The sequence below is a fragment of the Dactylosporangium thailandense genome (assembly GCF_059739745.1).
Genome location: NZ_AP029195.1, coordinates 983,566 through 1,002,268, shown reverse-complemented (window position 1 = coordinate 1,002,268; position 18,703 = coordinate 983,566). Strand labels below are relative to the sequence as shown.

Below are 18,703 nucleotides of genomic sequence, written 5' to 3'. Positions count from 1 at the left end.
ACGGCCGCTCGGCCCTCAGGCGGGAGCGCCGTCGTGGCGGAAGACCCGATGCGCCCACAGCGGCTCACCCTCGGCGTCGGCGATCTCGGCGAACAGGTGCGTCAGCGACGCGGTCCAGCGCGCCTGCACCGGCGAGGCAGCGGTGACCCGCTGGGCGTGCGCGAACCCGCATCGGGTCCGCAGCACGCAGATCAGCAGCGAACCGTGCCGGAAGATGCTGTAGTCGTACATGCCGGCCTCGTCCAGCAGCGCCGACAGCTCCGGCCAGATCCGCTCGTGCCGGCGCTCGTACTCCTCCTCGGCGCCCGGCCGCAGCCGGTACACGTAGCACACCTGCTCCCCCGGCGCGGTCACTTGCCCGACCCCGCCAGGGCACCGGCGACGAGCTGGCGCTGGAACACCAGGTACACGATGAGCACCGGCAGCAGCGCGACGATGAGCCCGGCGCTGACGAGGGGTACCGACACGTCGTACTGCCCGGTCAGCAGCGACACCCCCACCATGAGGGTCTTGCGGTCCGAACCGCCCATGATGACCAGCGGCAGCAGCAGGTCGTTCCACATCCAGACGAAGTTGAAGATGGCCAGCGCCGACAGCGCCGGCGCGGCGATCGGGGCGAGCAGGCGGAACAGGATGGTGAAGTGGCCGGCGCCGTCGACGCGGGCCGCCTCGATGAGCTCGTCGGGCACCTGCTGGAAATAGCCGGCGAGCTGGTAGGTGCCCAGCGGCAGCCCGAACGCGGCGAAGGCCAGGATCAGCCCCTGGTACTGCCCGGACATGCCCAGGTCGAGCACCGTCTGGTAGAGCGGGTAGATGATGGCCTGGCTCGGGATCGTCAGCGTCACGATGATGAGCAGGAACACCAGCCGGCCGCCGCGGAAGCGGATCTTGGTCACCGCGTACGCGGCCAGCAGCGCCGCGAGGATCGACAGCACCACCCCGCCGATCGTGGTCACGAGCGAGTTCAGCAGCAGCCGCGGCATGTCCATCCGGCGGAACGCCTCGAGGTAGTTCGACAGCGTCACCCCGTCGGTGGGCAGGCCCAGCGGATCGCGGGCGAAGCCGCCCTGCGTCTTGAGCGAGCTGACGATGGTGAACAGCAGCGGGTACAGCGCCGCCACGGCGACGACGACCAGCACGAAGCTGAGCAGGTAACGGCCGGCCCGGGCCGTGGTACGCCTCGTCATCGCGGCTTCGAGGTCCCTTCCTTGAACATGTGCCGGACACTGAAGATCGACACCAGCGCGACGAACACGAACAACGCGATGCCGATCGCCGAGCCGTAGCCGCGGTCGAGGAACTGGAACGTGGTCAGGAAGACCAGGTACTCCGGCAGCATGGTGGCATCGCCCGGCCCGCCCTGCGTCAGGGCGTAGATGAGCGGGAAGAGCCAGATCAGCGCGCCCGAGGCGCACAGCACGCCCCAGTACGCGACGGTCGGGCGCAGCATCGGCACGACGACGGAGAACAGCCGGCGCCAGAAGCCGGCGCCGTCGAGGTACGCGGCCTCGAGGACCTCGCCGGGGATCGTGGAGAGCCCGGCGAGGTACGTCATGACCCCGAGCCCGAAGAAGCTCCAGACCGCCACCGCGACGAGCGAGAACAGGGCGCTGTACCGCCCGTTGAGCCACTCGATCGCGAGCGGTTCCAGCCCGACCTTGCGCAGCCCGGCGTTGAGCGGCCCGTCGGGGGCGAGGATCTGCCGGAACATGATGCCCACGACGATCGGCGCGATGGTGTACGGGATGAAGTAGATCGCCCGGAACAGCTTCCAGCCCGGGATGCGCTGGTGGATGAACAGCGCGAGCACCAGCGGCAGCAGAATCCACAACGGCAGCGTCGCGACCACCATGAGCGCGTTGCGGAAGCTGGAGAGGACCATCCCGTCGTCGAACATGCGGGTGTAGTTGTCGGCGCCGGCGAACGACGAGCCGTCGAACCCGCCGGACGACTCGAGGCTGGTCGCCACGCCACGCCCCAGCGGCACCAGCTTGAAGGTCACCGCGAGGGCGAGCGCGGGGAACACCAGGGCGGCACCCAGCCACCACTGCCGCATCCGGTCGGGCCGCCTGCGGTGTGCGGTGGTTGCGGCCGCCGGTCCGGACGCCGGCCTCGACGCCGGCTCGGTGGCGATCGTCATGCTGTTCCCTTCGGCGCTGGCGGTTGCGAGAACGTTGCCCGGGCGGGGCGGCACAGCGCCGCCCCGCCCGGTGGGATCACTTACTCTGTCGCTTGGTGGGGCTGCGCTCCAGCGCCTGCTGCATCTGCTCGGCCCACTTGTCGACGGTGAGCTGCCCCAGCGTGACCTGCTGCCAGCCGCGTGCCAGCGCGTCGGCCTCCGGGCCGGAGAGCATGACGCCCGAGTGCAGGGTCGGCTGGGCGACCAGCTCCTGGATCTTCAGGAACGACGGCGACGTCGGCAGCAGCGCCTTGTCGACGGTCTTGTTCAGCGGCTGGCCCTTGCCGTACTTCACCCACAGCTCGCCGTTCTCCTTGCCGGCGAGCCAGCTGATGAACTCCAGGCCGGCCGGCTTCTGCTTGCTCCACTTCGTGACGCCGTAGACGGCGCCTTCGATGCCGGAGAACTTCTGCGCCAGCGGCGCGCCGGGGTTGATGACCGGCCAGCGGGTGACGCCGAGGTTCTCGTCGCCGAGCGCCTTGCCGAACGCCTCCCAGTTCACCGCGTCGGAGATGATGGTGCCGGCGAAGGCGGCGTCGCCGCGCTGGAAGATGTCGGCGCCGTCGGGCAGCATCGTGATCGACGGAGCGTTCTTGTTGGCCCAGCCCTTGGTGGTGATCTCGGCCAGCTTCTCCAGCACCGAGACCAGCTTCGGGTCCTTCCACGACAGGGTGCCGGCCAGCAGCCCGCGGATGTCGTCCTCGCTGAGGTAGTTGCGCGCGATCTCGGGGAAGTCCCAGTACGCGGGGAAGGTCCCCGACAGGCCGAGCGCGAGGCAGGTCTTGCCGGCGTTCTTCACCGCGTCGCACGCGGCGCTGAACTCGTCCCACGTCGCCGGGGGCTTCTCCGGGTCGAGGCCGGCGGCCTTGAGCACCTGCTTGTTGAAGTACAGGACGTTGCCCTGGTAGGAGAACGGCACGCCGTAGCAGGTCTTGCTCGGGTCGAAGCCCTCGCAGGCGCCGCTGTAGGTGACGAGATCCTTGCCGATCTCCTTGATCCGGTCACCGAGCGGCTCGTACGCCACGCGCCGGTCGAACAGCTCCAGGCCGGCGTTGTTGGCCATCACGTCCGGGCCGGACTGCGAGGTGACGTACGGCCCCTGCACCTCCGGATACTTGTCGAAGGGAACGGCCTGCATCTCGAGCTTGATGTCCGGGTGGCCGGCCTCGAACGCCGACTTCACCTGCTTCCAGTACTCGGCGCCGCCCGGCTCCCAGGTCAGCACCTTGAGGGTGACCGGGCCGTCGGCCGCATTGTCGCCACCGCAACCGGTCAGCAGCCCGGCGGCCGCGACCGCGCAGGCGAGAACGCTCACAATCCTGCGTCGCAACATCAATGCTCCTGTCTGGGGGTTCAGGAAGGGATCCGGCGGAGCACACCGCCGGCGGTGGCGCTGTCGACGACGGCCGCCGCGACCCGCACGACGTGCAGGCCGTCGGCCAGCGGCACGACCGCGTCCGGCTCGGTGCCGGCGACGCGGTCGAGGAAGTGCCGCAGTTCGGCGGCGAGCGCTCCGCCGCCGGTGGACGGGGACAGCAGCCAGTCGGGCGCCTCGGCCTGTGCGGCCTGGAGCATCAGGGTCGGGTGCGCGAGGTCGACCTGGGCGACCCCTTCGGTGCCGTACACCTCGACCGAATCGAACGTGTGGTTGAAGGTGGCCTCGGGCAGCAGGTAGCTGTTGCGGATCGACGACACGACGCCGTTGGCGTGCCGAAGCTCCGCCCAAACCAAGACCGGTGGGACGATCCCGGCTCGGCTCTGGGCGACCGCGCGCACCTCGACGACGCGCGAACCGGCGTACCAGAGCGCGAGGTCGATGTCGTGCACCGCGGTCAGCAGCGCGGGATGATCGTTCGGGAACAGCCGGCTGAGTGTGCGCGGCCGGTCCCGGCGGGACGAGACGGCCAGCACGTCGCCGAGCTGACCGGTGCGCACCGAGTCGTGCAGCGCCCGGTACGGGCCGGCGAAGCGCAGCAGGTGGCCGGGCTGGCAGAGCACGCCGGTGGACGCGGCGGCCGCGACGATCGCCTCGGCGTCGGCGACGGTGGTCGCCAGCGGCTTCTCCACGAGCACCGGGACGCCGGCGTGCAGCAGGGCGGTGGCGATCGGGCGGTGCGTGGCGCCGGGCGAGCACACCGACGCGGCCTGCGGCGGCTCGGCCGCGAGCAGCTCCTCGACGGTCGCGAACGCCCGCGGTACGCCGTACCGGTCGCACAGCCGTTCGCGGGCGGCGGGATCCGGGTCGACGAGGGCCGCGACCGGTACCCCGAGCGAGCGGTAGGCGGCCACGTGCCGTTCGCCGAAGGCTCCGGCGCCGACGACGGCGACCTCGGGGGCGCTCATGGGGAGACCGCCGTGATGCCGCCGGCCGCCTGGTCGGCGCCCGCCTCGACGGCTCGCGGTCCCTGGGGGTCCGGTGCGGACACCCGACCGGCGAGGACCGCCCGGGTCAGGCGCTCCAGCGCCGCGACGCCGGCCGGCAGGCAGCGCTCGTCGACGTCGAAGCCGGCGGAGTGCAGCGGCGCCCCGCCGGAACCGCCGCCGACGCCGAGCTTGAGGTACAGGCTGGGGCCGAGCGCGCCCAGCAGCGCGAAGTCGTCGGTGGTCAGCGGGGGCTCGGCGAGGTCCGCGACGGCCACCACCGAGGGCAGCTCGGCGTGGGCGAGCGCGACCAGCTCGGGCGCGTTGCGGATGGCGGGCATCTCGTTGGCCCAGGTGAAGTCGATGCCGAGGTCGAACGCGCCGGCCTGCTGGCGGGCGAGCCGCTCGATGACCGTCTTGAGCCGGGCTCGGGTGTCGGCGTCGTGGGTGCGCAGCGTGCCGGTGGCCTCGGCCCGGTCCGCCACGAGGCTCTGGGTGGCACCGCCCGCGATCGTGCCGATGTTGAACGCCACGAGCTCGTGGGGGTCCCGGGCACGGGCCACGGCGCCGTGCACGGCGCTGACCACGTTGCTCAGCCCGAGAATGGCGTCCCGGCCGCGGGCCGGTGTGGCGGCGTGCGCGGCGCGACCGTGCAGGACGACCCGGAAGGCGTCCTTGGCAGCCATCGCCGTCGACCGGTCGATGCCGATCGTCCCGGCCGGCAGGTCGGGCCAGCAGTGCAGCCCGAGGACGGCGTCGAACCGGCGCCCGGCGAGGACGCCCTCCGCCAGCACCGTGGCGGCGCCCGACCGCTCGCCGAACGGGATCTCCTCGGCCGGCTGGAACAGCACGGTGAGCGACCCGCGCGCGGCCGGCTCGGCGGCGAAGCGGGCGGCGACGCCGTAGGCGACCGTCATGTGCACGTCGTGCCCGCAGGCGTGACAGACGCCGGGGTTGCGCGAGGCGTAGGCCACGTCCTTCGCGTCGGCGACGGGATAGGCATCCATATCGGCCCGAAGCAGCACGGCGGGGCCGTCCTGGCGCCCGGGAAGGTAGACGACCAGACCGGTCCCCGCGACGCCGGTCTGAATTTCGGCCATGCCCGCCAGCCGACCGGCGAGGACGGCGCCCGTGCGATGCTCGGTGAAGCGCAGCTCGGGATGTTGGTGAAGCTCGCGGCGCAGCCCCACCAGCCGATCGACCTCGTCCCCAGCCAGCCCCACGCGACCCGCCCCCTTGCCGTCGGCGATAATCCGGACCTAATTGAGACAGAACCTAAATGACCATGCGTGCCGAGTCAATGGCCCCTCCGGGATCCGTTATCGTTGCGGCCCATGGACCGCGCCGACGCCCACATCCACCTGTTCGCCGACGGCTACCCCGGCCGCTACGGACGATCGCCCGCCGGAGGCGATGAACTGGCCGTCTACCAGGGACTTCGCCGCGAGCACGGCATCGGCACCGCGCTCGTCGTCGGCTACGAGGGCGAGCCCCGCTTCACCGGCAACAACGACCATCTGGCGGCCCTGGCCGGGCGGCATCCCTGGATCGCCCCGCTGGCCTACGTCCCCGCCGCCGGCCCGGCACCGGACGAGATGCGCCGCCGGTTCGCCCAGGGCTTCGTCGGCGTGGCCGTCTACCTCCCGGACGCCACCGCGGCCGACGCGTTCACGCGCTGGTCCCCGGCGGTCGTCCGGCTGCTCAACGAGCGCGGCGCCGTCGTGAGCCTGAACGCGCCCCCGCCGGCGACCGGCGTCATCGGCGGGGCAGTGGCCGCGCTGGACGGCTGCAGCGTGCTCTTCAGCCACCTCGGCCTGCCCGGGCCGGCCCCGCGACCCGACCCGGAGCAGGCGGCCCGCACGCTCGAGCCGCTGCTGCACCTGGCCCGGCTTGCGCATGTGGGGGTCAAGCTCTCCGGGCTGTACGCGATCAGCGAGCCGCAGCACGCCTACCCGCACCTGGCCGCGACACCGTTCGTGGAGCTGACACTGCGGTCATTCGGCGCCGAACGGCTCTTGTGGGGCTCGGACTTCGCGCCCAGCCTCGACGCGGTGTCGTTCGCCCAGACGATCGACCCGCCGGCGGCCCGGCACCTCGGCGCGGCCGACCGGGACAAGATCTTCGGCGGCAATCTCCTGCGGATCCTCGACCGGCACCGCCGGCGCACCGGCACCGCGCCGGGCTGATCCCCACGGCAGGAGGACCGCCGCAACTCGAGCGCCGCCGACAGCGTCGCGAACCGATCGCGGACAGGCGCGACCCCCGGCAACGACCACCGCACCTAACCTGCGGGCCGGTGCGGGTGAGGCGGCCAGCGGCTCATCGTCCCAGTACCGTTCCCCCGTTGACCCCCACCAGCTGCCCGGTGATGAACGATGCCCCGGGCGAGGCCAGGAAGTTCACGACGGACGCCACGTCCTCGGGCGTACCGGCGCGTCCGACCAGCGTGCGGTCGACCCTGGCCTGGTGGAACCGCGGGTTCATCCGGTCACCGAAGAACTCGGTGTCCGGCACGTATCCGGGCAGCACCAGGTTGGCGGTGGCCCCGGCCGGCCCCAGTTCCGCGGCGAGCCAGAAGATCCACGCGTGCAGGGCCGCCTTTGCCGCGCCGTACGAGCCGCTGTAGCCGCTGCCGAGCTGGGCGCCGATCGAGCCGATGCCGATCACCCGGCCCTGCTCGGCCAGCTTTGGCCGCAGCGCGGCCACCAGCAGCACGCAGGTCAGCACGTTCTGGTCGAAGTCGGCACGCCACTCCCGGGCGATGGCGTCCAGTTCGGACGGCACCGCCGCAGCGGTGCCGCCGGCGCCTGCCACGATCACGTGCACCCGGTCCACCGCGCCGGCCACCCGCGCGGCACCGTCCGCCGTGCTCAGGTCGGCGGCGACCCAGGTCGCCGCGGGGCCGAGCGTCTCCGCCGCGGCGCGCAGCGTCGGCTCGCGCCGGCCCACCAGGACCACCCGGTCGCCGCTCCCGACGAACGTCGCGGCGACCGCCCGGCCGATGCCGGTGCCGCCGCCTGCCACCACCACCGTACGGCTCATCGAACCCTCCCGAGCAGACTCCCGGCTTTCGCCGCGACGAGGAATTGGGACACCCCGCGGTCAGGGCACCAGCATCGTCTTGATGCGTGCCGATGGGCCTCGCATCAGCGCCTCGAACACCTCGACACCGTCGGCGAGGTCTCGAAGCTCCAGCCAGTCCTCGTCGACGGCGGCGACCAGCGGCACTGCCGCCGCGAACTCCGCGGCGGTGTAGCAGAAGCTGGCCAGGACCGCCTTCTCACCCCGGATCATCGCCCGGCAGTCCACATCGGACTCCGCGGCATGCAGGCCGAGCCAGACCGCGGCACCGCCCGGATGCAGCAGGGCGACGGAGTCGGCCCGGGTCCCGGCCGTGCCCACCGTGTCCACGATGACGTCGAAGGCGCCGGTCAGCCGCTGCCCGGTGCGGCCGGCGCCCGCCTCGACCGCGCTCGCCAGCCGCTGTTCGGCCAGGTCGGCGACGTGGATGCCGGTCAGGCCGCGGCTGCGGAGCACCAGCAGCACCGCTGTGCCCAGCATGCCGGCTCCGATCACGCCGACCCGGGCGCCGGGGACGAGCCGGTCGGCGACCAGGTTCGCGGCGTGCACGGCGTTGGCCATGGGTTCGACGAACGCGCCGCGCTGCGGGGACACACCGGCCGGCAGCGGGTGCACGTTGGCTCGTGGCACGGCCACGTACTCGGCGAAGCCGCCCGCCCGGTTGATCCCGAGGATGCTGCGGTTGTCGCAGATGTTCGTCCTGCCGCGCCGGCAGTTGCCGCAATCGCCACACGCCACCAGCGGATTGACCGTGACCAGGGTCCCGTCGTCGACCCGGTGCCCGGCGAACTCGTGGCCCATCACCAGTGGCGGCTTGCGGAACGGACTCTGGGTGGCGAAACCCTCCACCTCGGATCCGCAGACCCCGGCCGCGGCCACCCGCACCAGCACCTCGTCGCCGGCCGGGGCCGGAGCGTCGAGATCGGTGACGACGAGTTCGAGCGGCCCGGCGTAGAGCAGTGCTTTCATGCGACGCGCACATCCTTCCGCGCGCCGATGCGCGCACCGCTGTGACTGTCGAACCAGCAGGCGCCGCTCAGGTCGAGCAGCACCCGGCACTCGTCGTCGACGGCGAGGCCGGCGTCACCCGGGACCTTCGCGTAGTGCAGGTCACGCACGGCGGCCGCGCCGAGCTCCTCGCTGTTGGCGGCAAGCCCGAGCCGGAACCCGATCACGGTTTCGGCGCCCAGCCGTTCCACCACCGCCACCCGGGCCGGCAGGCCGGGGCCCGTCGCGGCGATCCGCACCTTCTCCGCCCGCACGCCCAGCAGGGCCGTCCCGTCGGGCACCCCGCCGGCGGGCACGGTCGTACCGCCGTCGATCGTGGCCTGTCCGCCCTGGACCGTGACCGGCACGAGGTTCATCGCCGGCGAACCGATGAACCGGGCCACGAAGGTGTTCGCCGGCTCGTCGTAGATCTCCTGCGGGGTCCCGCTCTGCTGCACGACGCCGTCGTTGAGCAGGATGATGCGGGTACCCATGGTCATCGCCTCGACCTGGTCGTGCGTCACGTAGATGAAGCTCGCTCCCACACGCCGGTGCAGCGCCGTGATCTCGGTGCGCATCTGCGCCCGCAGCTTGGCGTCCAGGTTGGACAGCGGCTCGTCCAGCAGATAGATCGAGGGCTCCCGAACCAGAGCCCGGGCCAGTGCGACCCGCTGCCGCTGCCCGCCGGACAGCGTGCGCGGCCGGCGGTCGAGGTAGGGCGTGAGCTCCATCGTCGCGGCGATCTGCTCGATGCTCGTGGTGATCGCGGGGTCGCGCATCGCCCGCCAGCGCGCCACCATGCCGACCACCGGGATGTGCTGCCACCAGCGGAAGCGGCTCATCAACAGCGGAAAGGCGATGTTGGCCCGCACCGTCTTGTGCGGGTAGAGCGCGTAGGACTGGAAGACGAACGCGACGTTGCGCTGCTTGGGTTCCAGGTCGTTGACCCGCTGGCCGTCGAAGAGCAGGTCACCGCTGGTGATGTCGATGAGCCCGGCGATCATGCGCAGCATGGTGGACTTTCCACACCCGGACGGGCCGAGCAGCACCAGGAACTCCCGGTCCGGGATCTCCGTGGAGAACTCGTGGATGACCGGTGTGTCGCCGTAGGACTTCCGGATGCCCCGGAACGCGATGGCTGGCATGCCTACCCCTTCACCGAACCGGAGGTGAGGCCACTCACGATCCGGCGCTGGACCAGTAGGAAGAAGACGATGGCGGGAACGGTGAACACCAGCGCGGCGGAGAACACCGTCGACAACGGGGTGATGAACTCGCCGATGAACGACGACAGGCCCTTGCTGGCCGGCCATTTCGTCGAGTCGCGGATGAACGTCGAGGCGAACAGGTACTCGTTCCAGCCGTCGAAGAACGTGATGACGGCGGCCGCGGCCACCGACGGCGCCACCAGCGGCAGCGTGACCTGGGAGAAGATCACGAAGCGGGGCGCGCCGTCGACCCGGGCCGCCTCCTCGATCTCGTAGGGGACGGCGTCCACGGCCGACTTGATGATCCACGCGGCGACCGGCATGGCGAAGGCCGTGTCGGCCAGCACCAGGCCGAACAGCCCGTTGATCAGGCCCAGCGACACGAACAGCGTGTAGAGCGGCACGATCAACAGCGCCTCGGGCAGCATCTGGGTGGCGAACAGCGCGAAGCCGATGAGACCACGGCCGTGGAAGCGGCGGTACCGCGACAGCCCGTATCCGGCCAGCACGGCGAGCGCCAGGCTGAAGAACGTCGTGCCGGACGCCACGATCGCGCTGTTGGTGAGCCAGCGCAGCAGTGGTACATCGCTGCCGAAGACGTCGAAGATGGAGCCGATCCGGTCGACCCGCGGCCACAGGCTCTGCCCGTTGAACAGTTCCTCGCGGGTGGCGAGGGCGGTGTTGAGCATCCAGTACACCGGGAAGCCGGCGACGACGATCAGTACGACGACCGCGAGCCATCGCCCGGGACCCGCTCCGGTCAGCCGCTTCACTGGGCCTCCCGCCGCGCCGAGCGCCGCTCGACGACGAAGTAGACGACGGTGACGACGAGGGACAGGCACAGACCGAGCATCCCCAGGGCGGACGCCCGGCCGAGGTCCGAGTTGGCGAACGCCTCCCGGTAGACGTTGATGACGAGCGTGTTGGTGGCGTCGACCGGTCCGCCGCCGGTGAGCAGGTAGATGATCTCGAACCGGCGCAGCGACCAGATCGTCATGAGCAGCGCGACGATGCGCAGGGTCGGCGCGATGTGCGGCAGGACGATCTCCTTGAGCGCGGTGAACCGGTCGGCGCCGTCGACCCGGGCCGATTCGCGCAACTCGGCGGGCACCGACTGCAGGGCGGCGAGGACGACGAGCATGATGAACGGGAACACCTTCCAGACGCTGACCGCGGTCACGGACAGCAGGCCGAGGTCGGGGTCGATGAGCCAGCCCTGCTCACCGATGCCGAGGACGGCGAGGCCGCGGTTGGCGACCCCGTCGCCCACGTTGAAGATCCAGGTGAAGACGAGCACGACGGCGATCGACGGCACCGCCCACGGCATCGCGAGGATGGCCCGCACGACGGCCCGCCCGCGGAACCCGTCGTTGATCGCGAACGCGGCGGCAGTGCCGAGCAGCAGCGACCCGGCGACCGTGCAGGCGGTGTAGAGGACCGTGGTGAGCACCGACGACGCGAACCGGTCGTCGGCGAGGAGGTCGTGGTAGTTGTCCAGGCCGACGTACTCGCCGCCGTCGGGGTTGAGCAGCTTGGTGTCGGTGAAGCTGAGCAGCACCCCGCGCAACAGCGGGGTGGCGGTGAACACCAGCAGATAGACTGCCGCGCCGCCGACGAACAGATACGGCGCGAGCCGCGATCGGGTGCTCATGGCCCTCCTTCGGGGGATCGTGCGCGGTAGATGCCGCTTGGCCCGGCACCTACCGCGCCGGTGGCGGGTCAGCCCCCGACCGCCGCCTTGGCCTCCTGGGCCGCCTTGGCGAGGGCCTCCTCGGGCGGGACGTTCTGCAGCAGCACCTTCTCGATCCACTGCAGCACGATGTGGCGGATCTGCGGGGTCTTGGCCTCGAACCCGTCCACCACGGCGTCGTGCGAGAACGGCGCGTTCTCCCGGTAGGCGGTGACCCACGGGTTGGCCTTCACGTACGCCTCGGGGACGGTCGTGTCGACGGCCACGGTCGAGGCGTTGCCGATGACCTCGGAGAGCTTCTGCTGCGGCTGCGGCTGAACCAGCCAGCGCAGGAAGTCCTTGGCCAGCTCCTTGTTCTTGGAGTGCTTGTTGATGACGAAGTAGATGCCGACCTGGCTGGTGTTCTTGCCCGGGAACGGCAGCTTCGAGGACATGATGGAGGTGCCCGGCACCTTGTCGCTGATCATCGCGGTCGGCGCGCCGGTCGCGTCGATGAGCATCGCCAGCTTGCCCTCCTTGAACTTCGTGCGGAAGGTCGACGCGTCGTCACCCACGGCGAAGGCGCCGGAGTCGTAGACGGCCTTGTAGGCCTTGAGCGCGGCGATGTTCTCCGGCCGGTCGATGGTGAGGGTCTTGCCGTCGGACCAGCCGCCGCCGAAGCCCTGCGGCCAGTTGTTGAAGTCGATCCACCACGGGTTCTCCTCGGCGATGCGGTGGCGCACCGCGAAGCCGGTGATGCCCGTCTTCTCCTTGATGGTCTTCGCCGCCGTGACGAGCTCCTCAGGCGTGGTCGGCGGCTGGACGCCGGCCTGGGCCAGGATGTCCTTGTTCCACAGCAACGCGTAGGGCGCGATCTGGGCGGTGATGGCGAGCTGCTTGCCGCGCCACTTGCCGCCCTCGTTGGTGACGTTGAGCTTCGCGTCCGCGCCGAAGACGCCGTCGAGCGGTTCGAGGACGCCCGCCTCGGCGAGCTCGGGCAGGAACGTGTCGGCGACGGCGAACACGTCGGGGCCGCCGCCCGCGGCGATCTGCGTCTTGATCGTGGTCTCGTAGTCGGCCCGGGTGATTTCCTGCTTGGTCAGCGTCGCCTTTGCGTTCTGCTGCTGGTAGCCCTGAAAGGTCTCCCACATCTTCGCGCCGTAGCTCGGTGCCAGCAGGTCCCAGTGGGCGATCTCGAGGGTGCCGCCGTCCTGGGCGGACTTGGTGGGTTCGTCGGTGTCGCCGCATGCGGCCGTCAGGCTCAGCGAAGCCACGACAGCGGCCGCCAGAAGTGCGGATCGGTGTCTCAACATTCCAGTCCACCTCGTGTGGGCAGTTGGTGTGTCGGAGGGACGCGGGACTTGGTCCACGACTGTAGACGCGGTGATCGAGTATGGGAATAGGCGTTCAGAGATCTGAACAGCTAGTCGGTTTTAGCAGCTCAGAACCAGCTCATTGCCTGCGATCGGATGCGTGTGGCACCCTGCTCGGGACTCGACTCACGGACAAAGGCGGACGGAAACCATGGCGCCGACAACCCGAACTCTTGACGCCGCGGGCGCCGCGGCGCCGGCCGGCTCGATCAAGTCGGCCGAGCGGGTACTGCAGATCCTGGACCTGGTGGCGCGGCATACCGACGGGATCGACGCCAGCGGTATCCGTACCGCCCTGCAGCTCCCTCGCAGCAGCCTGCACGGGCTGTTGCGGGTGCTGTCGGATCACGGCTACCTGTTCATGGACCCGCAATCCCGGGTCTACCGGGTCGGGCTGCACGCCTGGGAGGTCGGGCAGGCGTACGCGCACAACCGGAACATCACCGTCCTCATTGGACCGGAGATGCGCGCGCTGCGGGATGAGCTCAACGAGACGGTGCAGCTGGCCGTCCTGGACGGCCTCGACAACGTCTATCTGGCCAAGGAGGAGTCCGACCATCCGCTGCGCCTGGTCTCCGGCATCGGCCTGCGGCTGCCCGCGCACACCACGGCGCTGGGCAAGGTGCTGCTCGCCGGTCTGCCGGCCGCCGAGCTGCGCCGCCGGCTGATCGGGGTCACGTTGCAGCGGTTCACCAAGAGCACCATCGGCGACAAGGCCGAGCTGCTGCGCCGGCTCGCGGCCGTGCGGTCCAACGGCTTCGCCGAGGACGACGGCGAGTACACCGTCGGGCTCTACTGCGTCGCCGTGCCGGTGCGCAGCGAGTCGGGGGCGGTCGTCGCCGCCGTGAGCTGCTCCACCCCCTCGGCCCGCGCGGGCACCGCCGGCGACCGCGCCCAGCGGTACCTGCCGGCGCTGCGCGGCTGCGCGGGCCGGCTCGCCCCGCTGATGGCCCCCCTGTCCTGAACGCCGCCGGCGCTCCGATGTGGACGAGCACCGGTCACTGACCACCGCCTCGCCAGCCGAGGCCACGGGACATCGCCTCGCAGTGGCGGGTCAGCGTGTCCACCAGGTGGTCGCGGTGCGCCGGTCCCTCACCGAGCCGGACACGGGGGATGGAGCAGCTCATCGCGGCCACCACCCGCCCGGTGCCGTCCCGGACCGGTACGGCGACGCAGAAGACCCCAGGGGTGTACTCGCCGTCGTCCTCGCCGAAGCCGCGCTCACGGATGTCCTGGACCCGCTCGAGCAGCTGCTGCCACGTGGCGACGGTGTGCTGCGTGAACCTGCGCATGCTCACGCCCTCGAGGCGTGCCCTCAGCTCCGCCGGATCAAGGTGGGCCAGCAGCACCTTGCCCAGGCCGGTGGCGTAGGCGGGCAGCCGCATCCCGACCCGGGACACCAGCCGCAGCGGATGGTCGGCCTCGACCTTGGCGATGTAGACGTTGTCGATGCCGTCGAGGACGGCGAGCTGCACGGTCTCGTTGAGCTCGTCACGGGCCGCCCGCAGGTGCGGTTCGGCCCGGTGGGCAAGGCTGTCCAGGTAGTCGAAGCTTTGCGCGGTCTCCCAGACCCGCACCCCGATGCGGTAGCGCCGCTGCTCCTCATCCAGATAGATCCAGCCCCGGCCCACCAGCGTGCCCAGCAGCGCGTGCAGGCTGCTCTTGGGAAAGCCCAGGTCCTGGCTGATCTGCGGGAACGTCGCGCCGGAGCGGTGCGACGCCAGGTACTCCATGAGATCCAGAGCCCGCTCGGCAGACTTGACGCCGGTCGTGGACTGGACGTTCGGCGGGGTGTTACGGATGGCGGTCATGACGCTGGCCTCCTTGCGTGCTGAGGTGTGACCGGCCGTCCCGCCCAGGTTCGATCGGGAAGCGCGCCGCGTTGCCCGGGTCGTGCAACGCCACCACCTCATCACACACGCTTCGATACTGTTTGATGGCCCGTCGGCACCCGGCGGCGTCCTCGGCGATGCCGATCGGGAGCTCCTCGGCGATGTTGCGGTCGAAGAACGCCGTCTCCAGCAGGCCGACCACGCCGTCGGCGCAGCGGACCCGGACGCCGGCCGACCCGGGGTGATGGCCGCCGGTGGTCTCGAACTCCAGCCCGGGCGCCACGGTGACCGGCCCGTCGGTCAGCACGAGCCGCCCGGCGACCGCCAGGTCCCGCAGCAACGACCAGGTGCCGCTCGTGAAGTAGAACTCGGTCGGCGGGTGCCCCGGCGGAGCGCACAACATCTCCCGTACCCCGGCGTACGAGGCGTAGATCGTCGCCCGCGGGAACAGGTCCGGCAGGAGTCCGCCGGTGTGGTAGGTGACCGTCTGGGTGAGCAGGACGAAGTCGACGTCCTCGCCGCGGACCCCGAGCATTTCGAGGGCCTCGGGCAGCAGCCGGACGTCGTGGAACGCGCATCGCGGGTCGAGCGCCTGGTTGGCCCTCTCCAGCGCCGCCCGGTCGGCGTCGCCGATCGGCAGGCCGGTGTCGATCAGCCCGGTCCGCTTGCCGTCGGTGACGAGCCAGACGTAGAACCACAGGTCGTAGAAGCCGGGGTCGTTGCGGCCGAAGAACGCTGCCGAGCCCACGATCGGCATGCGGGCCACCGGCGCCGCCGACAGCCGCCACGGGCTCGTCATTGGTCGAGCACCTCGACCAGCCGCTTCGCGAGCGCGGCACCGTCGCCGGGCCGCAGTCCCATCGGGTTGACGACGAGCACGCCCTGCCAGGCCCGGTCCTCGCCGACGTGGATGCGGGGCGCGCCCCGGTCCAGCTCCCGCACGACGTCATCGGTGTCGCGGCCCGATGCGGACAGGTCGATCTCGAGGACCGGCACATCGAGGTGGTGCTCGTAGCCGTCCCGGACCGCGCACCGGGTGTCGGCCTCCAGCGCGGACCGGATGTCGGCCAGCTCCTGCGCCCCGTGCCGGTGGTGGGCGTCCGGGTCCCGGACGAACGCCCGCAGGGCGACGAGCAGGCCGACGATCTGCTCGCGGCCGACCTTCATGCCCCGGCCGATGCCGTGCCGGCCGCGGACGGGGTCGGCGCCGGTGATCTCCGAGCGCTGCCAGGTGCGGGGCCGGATGTCCATGTCCTGGTGATGCAGGGCGACGGCGCCGACCAGGTCGGCCCGGCCGCAGAGGATCCCGGCGGTGTGCGGGCCCCGGAACGCCTTCCCGGCGCTGATCGTGACCAGGTCGGCGCCGCCGTCGAGCAGTTCCGCGAGCCTCGCCAGGGGTGGTACGTCCATCGCCGCATCGACGAGCACCGGCACACCGGCGCGGTGGGCCAGTTCCGAGACCTCGGCGATGCCGAGGTGGTCGCCGCCGCGGCCGGGCCGCCACAGCACCAGCGCGGCCCGTTCGTCGAGCTCGCGGGCGAGCTCGTCGGGGCGGGTCGAGCCGGGGTAGCCGATCTCGACCAGGTCCGCGCCGACGGCGGTCAGCGCGTGGTCGTAGGGGTCCCGGTGGGCCCGCTGGACGATGACCCGGCGGCGGGGCCCGGCGACCTCGGGCAGCACGTCGATGGCCGCCGGGCGGTCGCCGGCGAGGCAGACCGCGGTGGCGAGGCTCAGGGCCGCGGCGGCGCCGCTGGTGACGTAGGCGGCGGGCGCGCCGAGCAGGGCGGCGATCTCGGCGCCGGCGGCCTCCTGGAGCTCGTCCATGCGCACGTTGCGCGCGCCCGCCGCCCGCATCGCCTCCACGACCTCGTCGGACAGCGGCAGGCCGCCCAGCCGGGTGGCCGGCCCGACCGCGTTGATGATGGTTCGCACGCCCAGTTCGGTATAGATGTCCATGTGTCGACTCCCCTTCAGATTGGTTCGGCGCGGTACACGATCTCGCCGGCCCGGACGGTCAGCACGGCCGCGACGGCCGGGGCCGGGTCCTCGGTCACCCGCAGGACCGCGACGTCGGCCGGCGCACCGGCTCGGAGGGTCCCGACACCGGCGCCGTCCAGCCCGGCGACCCGGGCCGGCGCCACCGTCGTCCGGCGGACCACCTCGGGCAGGGCGACCCCGAGCCCGAGGAACTTCGCCATCACGTCAGGCAGGCCGCCGACGATGTCGCGGGAGTAGGTGTGCAGGTCGGAGCTGATCGTGTCGGGCAGGAACCCGGCGCCGACCGCGGCCCGGGCCTGCTCCAGGTCGAAGCCGCACATGCCGTGCCCGACGTCGAAGAGCACGCCGCGCTGCCGGGCCTCGCGGACCATGTCGACGACCCGGCCGCGCTCGGTGTACGGCGTGCCGGACAAGCCGGTGAAGCAGTGGGTGAGCACGTCGCCGGGGCCGAGCCGGGCCAGGATGTCGGCCAGGGACGCCGGCGGCGGCCCGAGGTGCACCATCAGCGGCAGCCCCTCGGCGTCGGCGACCTCGCGCGCCCGGTCCAGGGCCACGACGCCGTTGTCGCCGGCGACGTCGGCGGACGCCCGGACCTTCACGCCGATGATCCGTTCCCGGTGCTCGGCGATCGCCGCGCGGCAGGCGGCGGGGTCGACGTACGGGAGGGTCTTCAGCTCTCCGGAGAGCAGGATGCTCGTGGTGCCGACGGTGGAGATGTTGATGAACGCGCCGATCCGGGTGCGGGCCCGTTCGACGGTACCGCGGACGAACGCCCCGAACAGGTGCGCGCCGGCGCTGCCGGTGTCCACCATGGTCGTGACCCCGCTGGGCGGGCCGACCACGTCCGGGTCGACGCCGAGATCCTGGCCGACGAAGACGTGCGTGTGCAGGTCGACCAGGCCGGGCGTCACCACCAGCCCCGACACGTCCACGACCCGGTCCGCCGGGTTCGCGGTGGCGGCGATGCTCCCGTCGCGCACGACGACGTCCCCCGGGGCCAGGGTGCGGGTCTCGGGGTCGCAGACGAGGCCGCCGCGGAGCACGAGTCCGGTCATGACAGCCGCACCGGCTGCCCGGTGCGGGCCGACTCGGCCGCGGCCGCGGCGCAGACCACGGCCAGCCGCCCGTCCTCGGCGGCCGGAACGGCGGGCTCCGCTCCGGCGCAGGCCGCCACGAACGCCGAGAGCTGCCGGTGCAGCCAGTCGTCGCCGGCGTACGACTCGGCCCGCTCCCCCGCGGTGCACGACACGGCGAGCGCGCCGCCCTGCTCGATCCGCAGCTGCCCGGCGCTGCCCTGCACGACGGTCAGCGACCGGGGGCCGGCCACGTGCGTGCGGCCGAACGACAGCGCGATCCCGGCGACCGCGCCCGACGCGAACGTCCCGGTGATCGCGGCCGCCGACTCGGCCTCCCCGGGAAGGCCGGTGGTGCGGCAGGTCAGCTCGGCCAGGGGCAGGCCGACCAGCCACGGCAGCCGGTCGAAGCAGTGGTGCGACTGCAGCTGCAGGATTCCGCCGCCGCGGCCGGCGTCCCAGTACCAGGGCGGTGTGCCGGGCGTCGCCTCGACGATCACGTCGGTGACCGACAGCGGCTCCCCGATCACGCCGTCGGCGACCAGCCCTCGGGCCGCGAGCCACTCGGCCCGGAACCGGTAGCTGAACCCGACCATGAGCACGATGCCGGCCGCGTCCCGGGCCGCGATGATCCGGTCCGCCTCGGCGACGGTGTTGCACAGCGGCTTGTCGATCAGGACGTGGACGCCGCTCGCCGCCGCCTCGACGCAGGCGTCGGCGTGGCCGTCGTGGGGCAGCCCAAGGTAGACGGCGTCGGCCGCGCCGGAGTCGAGCAGTTCCCGGAAGCCGGCGAACGGGATGCCGCCCGACCGGTCGGTCAGCGCGGCGGCGCGTCCGGCAACCGGGTCGGCGACGGCGGTGACCCGCACCCCGGGCAGCCCTTCGGCGGCCGCCGCCACCTTGGCGCCCATGATCCCGGCGCCGACGATGCCAAGCCTCATC

19 protein-coding genes are annotated in these 18,703 nt (G+C 71.8%); 2 read left to right on the top strand and 17 right to left on the bottom strand.

Features of this window, described 5'->3' with window-relative positions; all coding sequences use genetic code 11:
- Positions 1–15 precede the first annotated feature (15 nt).
- The 6 genes from AC6JBM_RS04245 to AC6JBM_RS04220 form a co-directional block, all read right to left on the bottom strand.
- Positions 16–354, bottom strand: a complete 339-nt coding sequence (locus AC6JBM_RS04245) for an L-rhamnose mutarotase (RefSeq protein WP_497982309.1) — start codon at positions 352–354, stop codon at positions 16–18.
- Positions 351–1,187 carry a carbohydrate ABC transporter permease gene (locus AC6JBM_RS04240; RefSeq protein ID WP_497982308.1) on the bottom strand — a complete coding sequence of 279 codons (837 nt, stop codon included), beginning with the start codon at positions 1,185–1,187 and terminating at the stop codon, positions 351–353. Before AC6JBM_RS04240 ends, AC6JBM_RS04245 begins: the two co-directional genes overlap by 4 nt.
- Positions 1,184–2,140: a carbohydrate ABC transporter permease gene (locus tag AC6JBM_RS04235; RefSeq protein WP_497982307.1), complete on the bottom strand. Its 957-nt coding sequence runs from the start codon at positions 2,138–2,140 to the stop codon at positions 1,184–1,186. Before AC6JBM_RS04235 ends, AC6JBM_RS04240 begins: the two co-directional genes overlap by 4 nt.
- Positions 2,141–2,216: 76 nt before the next feature.
- On the bottom strand, positions 2,217–3,512 hold the full coding sequence (locus AC6JBM_RS04230) for an ABC transporter substrate-binding protein (RefSeq protein WP_497982306.1): 1,296 nt from the start codon (positions 3,510–3,512) through the stop codon (positions 2,217–2,219).
- A gap of 20 nt (positions 3,513–3,532) precedes the next feature.
- Positions 3,533–4,522: a Gfo/Idh/MocA family protein gene (locus AC6JBM_RS04225; RefSeq protein ID WP_497982305.1), complete on the bottom strand. Its 990-nt coding sequence runs from the start codon at positions 4,520–4,522 to the stop codon at positions 3,533–3,535.
- Positions 4,519–5,763: a M20 metallopeptidase family protein gene (locus AC6JBM_RS04220; protein WP_497982304.1), complete on the bottom strand. Its 1,245-nt coding sequence runs from the start codon at positions 5,761–5,763 to the stop codon at positions 4,519–4,521. The genes AC6JBM_RS04225 and AC6JBM_RS04220 overlap by 4 nt, the downstream gene beginning before the upstream one ends.
- 111 nt (positions 5,764–5,874) lie before the next feature.
- On the opposite strand from AC6JBM_RS04220, the gene AC6JBM_RS04215 reads away from it, so the two are divergent.
- Positions 5,875–6,726, top strand: coding sequence for an amidohydrolase family protein (locus AC6JBM_RS04215; RefSeq protein WP_497982303.1), 852 nt, complete (start codon positions 5,875–5,877; stop codon positions 6,724–6,726).
- Between the two features lie 133 nt (positions 6,727–6,859).
- Here the strand turns inward: AC6JBM_RS04215 and AC6JBM_RS04210 are convergent, their stop codons facing one another.
- The 6 genes from AC6JBM_RS04210 to AC6JBM_RS04185 all read right to left on the bottom strand — a co-directional run bounded on the left by AC6JBM_RS04210 (position 6,860) and on the right by AC6JBM_RS04185 (position 12,759).
- On the bottom strand, positions 6,860–7,582 hold the full coding sequence (locus AC6JBM_RS04210; protein WP_497982302.1) for an SDR family NAD(P)-dependent oxidoreductase: 723 nt from the start codon (positions 7,580–7,582) through the stop codon (positions 6,860–6,862).
- A gap of 60 nt (positions 7,583–7,642) precedes the next feature.
- Entirely contained in the window at positions 7,643–8,590 is a 948-nt protein-coding gene (locus AC6JBM_RS04205) for an alcohol dehydrogenase catalytic domain-containing protein (protein WP_497982301.1), read from the bottom strand.
- On the bottom strand, positions 8,587–9,753 hold the full coding sequence (locus AC6JBM_RS04200; protein ID WP_497982300.1) for an ABC transporter ATP-binding protein: 1,167 nt from the start codon (positions 9,751–9,753) through the stop codon (positions 8,587–8,589). The genes AC6JBM_RS04205 and AC6JBM_RS04200 overlap by 4 nt, the downstream gene beginning before the upstream one ends.
- A 2-nt stretch (positions 9,754–9,755) precedes the next feature.
- Entirely contained in the window at positions 9,756–10,589 is an 834-nt protein-coding gene (locus tag AC6JBM_RS04195; protein WP_497982299.1) for a carbohydrate ABC transporter permease, read from the bottom strand.
- Complete coding sequence (locus AC6JBM_RS04190) at positions 10,586–11,467, bottom strand: carbohydrate ABC transporter permease (RefSeq protein ID WP_497982298.1); 882 nt, start codon at positions 11,465–11,467, stop codon at positions 10,586–10,588. The genes AC6JBM_RS04195 and AC6JBM_RS04190 overlap by 4 nt, the downstream gene beginning before the upstream one ends.
- Positions 11,468–11,535: 68 nt before the next feature.
- Positions 11,536–12,759 (bottom strand): ABC transporter substrate-binding protein, encoded by a 1,224-nt coding sequence (locus AC6JBM_RS04185; protein ID WP_497982297.1) that lies wholly within the window; start codon positions 12,757–12,759, stop codon positions 11,536–11,538.
- Between the two features lie 250 nt (positions 12,760–13,009).
- Here AC6JBM_RS04185 and AC6JBM_RS04180 point away from each other — a divergent pair, with 250 nt between their 5' ends.
- The gene (locus AC6JBM_RS04180) at positions 13,010–13,822 is read left to right on the top strand and encodes an IclR family transcriptional regulator (RefSeq protein ID WP_497982296.1); all 813 of its coding nucleotides are present in this window, start codon (positions 13,010–13,012) and stop codon (positions 13,820–13,822) included.
- Positions 13,823–13,856: 34 nt separating this feature from the next.
- On the opposite strand, the gene AC6JBM_RS04175 is transcribed toward AC6JBM_RS04180, so the two are convergent.
- From AC6JBM_RS04175 to AC6JBM_RS04155, 5 genes are read right to left on the bottom strand one after another with little or no spacing between them, the layout of a single operon-like run.
- Positions 13,857–14,669: an IclR family transcriptional regulator gene (locus AC6JBM_RS04175; RefSeq protein ID WP_497982295.1), complete on the bottom strand. Its 813-nt coding sequence runs from the start codon at positions 14,667–14,669 to the stop codon at positions 13,857–13,859.
- Positions 14,653–15,489, bottom strand: coding sequence for an MBL fold metallo-hydrolase (locus tag AC6JBM_RS04170; RefSeq protein WP_497982294.1), 837 nt, complete (start codon positions 15,487–15,489; stop codon positions 14,653–14,655). Before AC6JBM_RS04170 ends, AC6JBM_RS04175 begins: the two co-directional genes overlap by 17 nt.
- On the bottom strand, positions 15,486–16,646 hold the full coding sequence (locus AC6JBM_RS04165) for an aminotransferase class V-fold PLP-dependent enzyme (protein ID WP_497982293.1): 1,161 nt from the start codon (positions 16,644–16,646) through the stop codon (positions 15,486–15,488). Before AC6JBM_RS04165 ends, AC6JBM_RS04170 begins: the two co-directional genes overlap by 4 nt.
- Positions 16,647–16,660: 14 nt before the next feature.
- Positions 16,661–17,743 carry an amidohydrolase family protein gene (locus AC6JBM_RS04160; RefSeq protein WP_497982292.1) on the bottom strand — a complete coding sequence of 361 codons (1,083 nt, stop codon included), beginning with the start codon at positions 17,741–17,743 and terminating at the stop codon, positions 16,661–16,663.
- Positions 17,740–18,702: a Gfo/Idh/MocA family protein gene (locus tag AC6JBM_RS04155; RefSeq protein WP_497986409.1), complete on the bottom strand. Its 963-nt coding sequence runs from the start codon at positions 18,700–18,702 to the stop codon at positions 17,740–17,742. Before AC6JBM_RS04155 ends, AC6JBM_RS04160 begins: the two co-directional genes overlap by 4 nt.
- Position 18,703 lies beyond the last annotated feature (1 nt).

Coding starts and splice junctions, on each gene's coding strand:
- AC6JBM_RS04160 (WP_497982292.1), bottom strand. CDS start 17,743: ATGACCGGACTCGTGCTCCGCGGCGGCCTCGTCTGCGACCCCGAGACC.
- AC6JBM_RS04175 (WP_497982295.1), bottom strand. CDS start 14,669: ATGACCGCCATCCGTAACACCCCGCCGAACGTCCAGTCCACGACCGGC.
- AC6JBM_RS04170 (WP_497982294.1), bottom strand. CDS start 15,489: ATGACGAGCCCGTGGCGGCTGTCGGCGGCGCCGGTGGCCCGCATGCCG.
- AC6JBM_RS04200 (WP_497982300.1), bottom strand. CDS start 9,753: ATGCCAGCCATCGCGTTCCGGGGCATCCGGAAGTCCTACGGCGACACA.
- AC6JBM_RS04240 (WP_497982308.1), bottom strand. CDS start 1,187: ATGACGAGGCGTACCACGGCCCGGGCCGGCCGTTACCTGCTCAGCTTC.
- AC6JBM_RS04235 (WP_497982307.1), bottom strand. CDS start 2,140: ATGACGATCGCCACCGAGCCGGCGTCGAGGCCGGCGTCCGGACCGGCG.
- AC6JBM_RS04205 (WP_497982301.1), bottom strand. CDS start 8,590: ATGAAAGCACTGCTCTACGCCGGGCCGCTCGAACTCGTCGTCACCGAT.
- AC6JBM_RS04190 (WP_497982298.1), bottom strand. CDS start 11,467: ATGAGCACCCGATCGCGGCTCGCGCCGTATCTGTTCGTCGGCGGCGCG.
- AC6JBM_RS04165 (WP_497982293.1), bottom strand. CDS start 16,646: ATGGACATCTATACCGAACTGGGCGTGCGAACCATCATCAACGCGGTC.
- AC6JBM_RS04155 (WP_497986409.1), bottom strand. CDS start 18,702: ATGAGGCTTGGCATCGTCGGCGCCGGGATCATGGGCGCCAAGGTGGCG.
- AC6JBM_RS04230 (WP_497982306.1), bottom strand. CDS start 3,512: ATGTTGCGACGCAGGATTGTGAGCGTTCTCGCCTGCGCGGTCGCGGCC.
- AC6JBM_RS04225 (WP_497982305.1), bottom strand. CDS start 4,522: ATGAGCGCCCCCGAGGTCGCCGTCGTCGGCGCCGGAGCCTTCGGCGAA.
- AC6JBM_RS04215 (WP_497982303.1), top strand. CDS start 5,875: ATGGACCGCGCCGACGCCCACATCCACCTGTTCGCCGACGGCTACCCC.
- AC6JBM_RS04210 (WP_497982302.1), bottom strand. CDS start 7,582: ATGAGCCGTACGGTGGTGGTGGCAGGCGGCGGCACCGGCATCGGCCGG.
- AC6JBM_RS04180 (WP_497982296.1), top strand. CDS start 13,010: ATGGCGCCGACAACCCGAACTCTTGACGCCGCGGGCGCCGCGGCGCCG.